The 3,356-nt window shown below is 50.9% G+C and carries 2 rRNA genes; both read left to right on the top strand.

Going from position 1 to position 3,356, the window contains the following annotated elements:
- Positions 1 to 125 precede the first annotated feature (125 nt).
- Positions 126 to 3,014, top strand: a 23S ribosomal RNA gene (locus XMD564_RS11245).
- 132 nt (positions 3,015 to 3,146) lie between these two features.
- Positions 3,147 to 3,262, top strand: a 5S ribosomal RNA gene (gene rrf / locus XMD564_RS11240).
- Positions 3,263 to 3,356: the final 94 nt, after the last annotated feature.

Genomic DNA, 3,356 nt, shown 5'->3' with positions numbered 1-3,356 from the left:
AACGCTCTTTAACAATTTGGAAACTGTAAGATAAAGATTGTCTTGTATTGTTTGATACAAGCGCCAACCGGCGAAATCGATCGTTACGAGAACCATTCAGTTGATCAGACACCTTTGGGTTATATGGTCAAGTGAATAAGCGTGCACGGTGGATGCCTTGGCAGTCAGAGGCGATGAAGGACGTTGTAACCTGCGATAAGGTACGGGGAACTGGTAAACAAGTTTTGATCCGTACATTTCCGAATGGGGAAACCCACCACGTAAGTGGTATCTCTTTACTGAATATATAGGTTTAGAGAGGCGAACTCGGGGAACTGAAACATCTAAGTACCCGAAGGAAAAGAAATCAACCGAGATTCCCTTAGTAGCGGCGAGCGAACGGGGACCAGCCCTTAAGCTGGATTTGGGTTAGAAGAACAGACTGGAAAGTCTGGCCATAGTGGGTGATAGCCCCGTATTCGAAAACCCTTTTCCAGTGAAATCGAGTAGGACGGGACACGTGTTATCCTGTCTGAACATGGGGGGACCATCCTCCAAGGCTAAATACTCCTGACTGACCGATAGTGAACCAGTACCGTGAGGGAAAGGCGAAAAGAACCCCTGTGAGGGGAGTGAAATAGACCCTGAAACCGTGTACGTACAAGCAGTGGGAGCCGACTTAGTTCGGTGACTGCGTACCTTTTGTATAATGGGTCAACGACTTACTTTCAGTAGCAAGCTTAACCGTTTAGGGGAGGCGTAGGGAAACCGAGTCTTAATAGGGCGCATAGTTGCTGGGAGTAGACCCGAAACCGGGCGATCTATCCATGGGCAGGTTGAAGGTTGAGTAACATCAACTGGAGGACCGAACCGACTACCGTTGAAAAGTTAGCGGATGACCTGTGGATCGGAGTGAAAGGCTAATCAAGCTCGGAGATAGCTGGTTCTCCTCGAAAGCTATTTAGGTAGCGCCTCATGTCTCACCTTGGGGGGTAGAGCACTGTTTCGGCTAGGGGGTCATCCCGACTTACCAACCCGATGCAAACTCCGAATACCCAAGAGTGCAATCATGGGAGACACACGGCGGGTGCTAACGTCCGTCGTGAAAAGGGAAACAACCCAGACCGCCAGCTAAGGTCCCAAACTTCTAGTTAAGTGGGAAACGATGTGGGAAGGCTCAGACAGCTAGGAGGTTGGCTTAGAAGCAGCCATCCTTTAAAGAAAGCGTAATAGCTCACTAGTCGAGTCGGCCTGCGCGGAAGATATAACGGGGCTCAAACTAGAGACCGAAGCTGCGGATGCGTTTATACGCATGGTAGAGGAGCGTTCTGTAAGCTGTTGAAGCGGAAGCTGTAAGGCACCGTGGAGGTATCAGAAGTGCGAATGTTGACATAAGTAACGATAAAGGGAGTGAAAAACTCCCTCGCCGGAAGACCAAGGGTTCCTATCCAACGTTAATCGGGGTAGGGTGAGTCGACCCCTAAGATGAGGCTGAAAAGCGTAATCGATGGGAAGCAGGTTAATATTCCTGCACCTCGCATAACTGCGACGGGGGGACGGAGAAGGCTAGGCTAGCGCGGCGTTGGTTGTCCGCGTTTAAGGATGTAGGTTTGGAACTTAGGCAAATCCGGGTTCCTATATGACTGAGATCTGATGACGAGCTCCTATATGGAGTGAAGTAGTTGATGCCCGGCTTCCAGGAAAATCCTCTAAGCTTCAGGTTATGTGGGATCGTACCCCAAACCGACACAGGTGGTCAGGTTGAGAATACCAAGGCGCTTGAGAGAACTCGGGTGAAGGAACTAGGCAAAATGGCACCGTAACTTCGGGAGAAGGTGCGCCGGTTTTGGTGATGGGACTTGCTCCCTAAGCTGAGGCCGGTCGAAGATACCAGGTGGCTGCGACTGTTTATTAAAAACACAGCACTCTGCAAACACGAAAGTGGACGTATAGGGTGTGACGCCTGCCCGGTGCTTGAAGGTTAATTGATGGGGTTAGCTCCGGCGAAGCTCTTGATCGAAGCCCAAGTAAACGGCGGCCGTAACTATAACGGTCCTAAGGTAGCGAAATTCCTTGTCGGGTAAGTTCCGACCTGCACGAATGGCGTAACGATGGCCACACTGTCTCCACCCGAGACTCAGTGAAATTGAACTCGCTGTGAAGATGCAGCGTACCCGCGGCTAGACGGAAAGACCCCGTGAACCTTTACTATAGCTTCACACTGGACTTTGACCTTACTTGTGTAGGATAGCTGGGAGGCTTTGAAACTTGGACGCCAGTTCAAGTGGAGCCGATCTTGAAATACCAGCCTGGTAACGTTGAAGTCCTAACTCAGGTCCCTTATCGGGATCGAGGACAGTGTGTGGTGGGTAGTTTGACTGGGGCGGTCTCCTCCCAAAGAGTAACGGAGGAGCACGAAGGTACCCTCAGCATGGTCGGAAATCATGCATTGAGCGCAAGAGTAAAAGGGTGCTTGACTGCGACACAGACACGTGGAGCAGGTACGAAAGTAGGTTCTAGTGATCCGGTGGTTCTGTATGGAAGGGCCATCGCTCAACGGATAAAAGGTACTCCGGGGATAACAGGCTGATACCGCCCAAGAGTTCACATCGACGGCGGTGTTTGGCACCTCGATGTCGGCTCATCACATCCTGGGGCTGAAGCCGGTCCCAAGGGTATGGCTGTTCGCCATTTAAAGTGGTACGCGAGCTGGGTTTAGAACGTCGTGAGACAGTTCGGTCCCTATCTGCCGTGGGCGTTTGAGATTTGAGAAGAGTTGCTCCTAGTACGAGAGGACCGGAGTGAACGAACCTCTGGTGTTCCGGTTGTCACGCCAGTGGCATTGCCGGGTAGCTATGTTCGGACGGGATAACCGCTGAAAGCATCTAAGCGGGAAGCCCCCTTCAAGATGAGATCTCACTGGACCTTTAAGGTCCCTAAAGAGCCGTTCAAGACTAGGACGTTGATAGGCTGGGTGTGTAAGCGTTGTGAGGCGTTGAGCTAACCAGTACTAATTGCTCGTGAGGCTTGACCATATAACGCCAAAGCTGTCTGAGAGCGAGAGCTTCAGATGAACAGCTGAGTGGTTTAATGATTGATTTAACGGTTGTAGCTTGTATAGACAACCAAGACGCATCTTACAGTATCCAATGCGTTAACCAGTTTTGCCTGGTGACAATAGAGACGTGGAACCACCTGATCCCTTACCGAACTCAGTCGTGAAACGCGTCATCGCCGATGGTAGTGTGGGGTTTCCCCATGTGAGAGTAGGTCATTGCCAGGCACCTAATAAACAAAGAACCCCAGTACCGAAAGGTCCTGGGGTTTTTTGTTTTTTGGTCGCAAGGAGACTTCTGAGCGAATGCCCATGTGACCAC

The organism is Marinobacterium sp. xm-d-564 (genome assembly GCF_013283345.1).
Taxonomy (GTDB): Bacteria; Pseudomonadota; Gammaproteobacteria; order Pseudomonadales; family Balneatricaceae; genus Marinobacterium_E.
This window is presented reverse-complemented; position numbering and strand designations above follow the sequence as displayed.